Source organism: Neisseria sp. P0021.S005, from assembly GCF_051956955.1.
Map to the genome: position 1 here is coordinate 1 of NZ_JBQCWY010000359.1, position 3,136 is coordinate 3,136.

General features: G+C 50.0%; 3 protein-coding genes. 2 read left to right on the top strand and 1 reads right to left on the bottom strand.

The window, feature by feature from the left end:
* Both guaB and waaF read left to right on the top strand, forming a co-directional pair.
* Positions 1 to 787: IMP dehydrogenase (gene guaB, locus ACTHUE_RS14155; protein WP_440423793.1), on the top strand; the 787-nt coding region annotated here is incomplete at its 5' end.
* A gap of 284 nt (positions 788 to 1,071) precedes the next feature.
* A complete protein-coding gene (waaF, locus tag ACTHUE_RS14160; protein ID WP_440423795.1) occupies positions 1,072 to 2,091 on the top strand; it encodes a lipopolysaccharide heptosyltransferase II in 1,020 nt (339 codons plus the stop codon).
* A 143-nt stretch (positions 2,092 to 2,234) separates the two neighbouring features.
* On the opposite strand, the gene ACTHUE_RS14165 is transcribed toward waaF, so the two are convergent.
* The coding region (locus tag ACTHUE_RS14165; RefSeq protein WP_440423797.1) for a class 1 fructose-bisphosphatase at positions 2,235 to 3,136 on the bottom strand (902 nt) is incomplete at its 5' end.

The window sequence follows — 3,136 nt, forward strand, 5'->3', positions numbered from 1 at the left end:
CGGCGGCGATACCGAAGAGCGCGTCAAAGCATTGGTGGAAGCAGGTGTGGACGTGATTGTGGTCGATACTGCCCACGGTCATAGCCAAGGCGTTATCGATCGCGTGCGCTGGGTAAAAGAAACCTATCCGCACATCCAAGTCATCGGCGGTAACATCGCTACTGCTAAAGCCGCTTTGGATTTGGTGGCTGCCGGTGCGGATGCCGTTAAAGTCGGTATCGGCCCTGGCTCGATTTGTACGACCCGTATCGTAGCAGGCGTAGGCGTGCCTCAACTGACTGCGATTCACAATGTTTCCGAAGCCCTGAAAGGTACAGGCGTTCCCCTGATTGCCGACGGCGGTATCCGCTTCTCCGGCGATATTGCCAAAGCTCTGGCAGCAGGTGCATATAGCGTCATGCTCGGCGGTATGTTTGCCGGTACGGAAGAAGCACCGGGCGAAATCGAACTCTACCAAGGCCGCTCTTACAAGTCTTACCGCGGCATGGGTTCGTTGGGTGCGATGAGCCAAGGCTCTGCCGACCGCTACTTCCAAGACAAAACCGACAGTACAGACAAATATGTTCCTGAAGGCATCGAAGGCCGCGTTCCTTACAAAGGTCCGATCGTGAACATCATCCACCAGCTGACCGGCGGCCTGCGCTCCAGCATGGGTTACTTGGGTTGCGCCAATATTGCTGAAATGCACGAGAAAGCAGAATTTGTGGAAATCACTTCTGCCGGTATGAGCGAATCCCACGTTCACGACGTACAAATCACTAAAGAAGCGCCTAACTACCATCGTTAAACGAGTATAAAAAGGTCGTCTGAAAATATTTCAGACGGCCTTTCTGTTTTTATAAGGTTTTAAAAATGAAGCAAATATTGCTTGCCGCTGTTATGCTTAGTATTTGGGGCGTGGTATTTGCAGAATAATTGGGGAGACAAACGCTTCACGCGCTCAAACCAGAGTGCATCTGTTGAAATGACATGTATCAACTAGTACGTTTTGAACTGAGCGATTAAACCAAGTTTAAGACGGCCTTTTAAAAATCGTATTACAATAAGCCAAAATTAAAAACACATTCCATTATGTCCAAAAAAATCCTGATTATTACCCCAAGCTGGATTGGTGACTGCGTCATGACCCAACCGCTTTATCACCGTTTGCATGAGCTGCATCCCGGCTGTACCATTGATGCCTTTGCGCCCAAATGGTCGATGGCCGTATTTGAGCGTATGCCTGAGATCAACCGTGTGATGGAAAATCCGTTTGGACATGGCGCGTTGGAATTGAAAAAACGCTGGCGTATCGGACGTGAATTGGGAAAAGAAGGCTATGATCAAGTGATTGTTTTGCCCGGTTCACTCAAATCCGCCATTATTGCCTTGGCTACGGGCATCAAGCAGCGTACGGGCTACGTCGGCGAATCACGCTATTTTTTGCTGAACGATATCCGCAAGTTGGATAAGGCCGCGTTGCCTCTGATGGTCGACCGCTATACTGCGCTGGCGTATCCGACCCAAGCGGATTTTAACGGGCATTCCGATAATCCGTGTTTTAAGATTGATCCCGAAAGCCGTCAAGCTGCTTTGGCAAAACATGGTTTGGCGACGGATAAACCGATTTTGGCATTTTGTCCCGGTGCGGAATATGGCCCGGCCAAGCGTTGGCCTGCGCGTCATTTTGCCGAACTCGGCCGCCGATATTTGGCCAAGGGCTGGCAGGTTTGGCTGTTCGGTTCGCAAAAAGATTTTGATATTGCAGATGAAATCAACCGACTTTCAGACGGCCTGTGTACCAATCTTTGCGGCAAAACCAATCTTTCGGAGGCGATTGATCTGTTGTCTTGCGCCGATACGGTTGTGTGCAACGACAGCGGTCTGATGCACCTTGCGGCCGCGCTTGATCGGAAATTGGTTGCGGTTTACGGTTCATCCAGCCCTGACCATACGCCGCCTCTCAGCCAAAAGGCAAAAATCGTCAGTTTGAATTTGGATTGCTCGCCTTGTTTCAAACGCGAATGTCCGTTGGGGCATACGGATTGTTTGAACAAGCTGACACCGGATAGGGTGCAAAAAGCGGCGGAAGAGCTGGCTCGTTCGGCGTAATCCAATAAAGATTAGACGGAAAACAGTAAAGGACAGATTTGAGTCTGTCCTTTTAATCTTTCGTTTCTTTTATTTTTTAACAAAAGGCCGTCTGAAAATCATATTTCAGACGGCCTTTTTTGGTTTGAAATCAATACATTTGATTATTTTTGATGCAGATTATAAACGTATTCCACTTCTTCGCGGCTGCCCATGAATACGGCAACACGTTGGTGCAGGCCGGTAGGTTGGATATCGAGCATGGCTTCGATGGCATTATTTGATGCGCCGCCGGCCTGTTCCATAAGCAGGCTCATCGGGTTGGCTTCGTACATCAGGCGCAGTTTGCCCGGTTTGGATGGGTCGCGTTTGTCTTGCGGATACATGAATACGCCGCCGCGCATCAGGATGCGGTGAATTTCGGCAACCATGCTGGCTACCCAGCGCATATTGTAGTTTTTGCCGCGTACGCCGGTTTCGCCTGCCAGTAATTCATCAATGTATTGTTGAACAGGGGCGAACCAATGTCTTTGGTTGGACATATTGATGGCAAATTCTTTAGTAGACTCGGGAACGCGCGGATTTTCTTTGGTCAGTAGGAATTGGTTGGCATCGTCCAGAGTGAAGACGAACACGCCGTGACCGACTGTCAGTACCAGTTGGGTTTGCGGACCGTATAAAACATAACCTGCGGCCACTTGGTTGCGGCCTTTTTGCAGGAAGGATTCGGTAGTCAATGCGCCTTCAGGTTTGGCCAAGACGGAGAAAATGGTGCCGACGGAGATGTTGACGTCGATATTGGAAGAGCCATCCAGCGGGTCAAACAATACCAAATAGCCGCCGTTTTCATGTGTGGCGACGTAGGTGTCTTCTTCTTCGCTGGCAAGGCCTGCGATGTTGGAATTGGCTGTTAAAACATCAATCATGATGTTGTTGGCGATGACGTCAAGTTTCTTTTGGTCTTCGCCTTGGATGTTGCCGGTACCTGCCATGCCCAAAACGCCGGAAAGCGCGCCGAGGCGGACTTTGGCGTTGATGTCCAAACAGGCGGCGGCTACGGATTCCA

Excerpts from the sequence above, each read along its gene's own strand:
- waaF (WP_440423795.1), top strand. The coding sequence starts at position 1,072 with ATGTCCAAAAAAATCCTGATTATTACCCCAAGCTGGATTGGTGACTGC.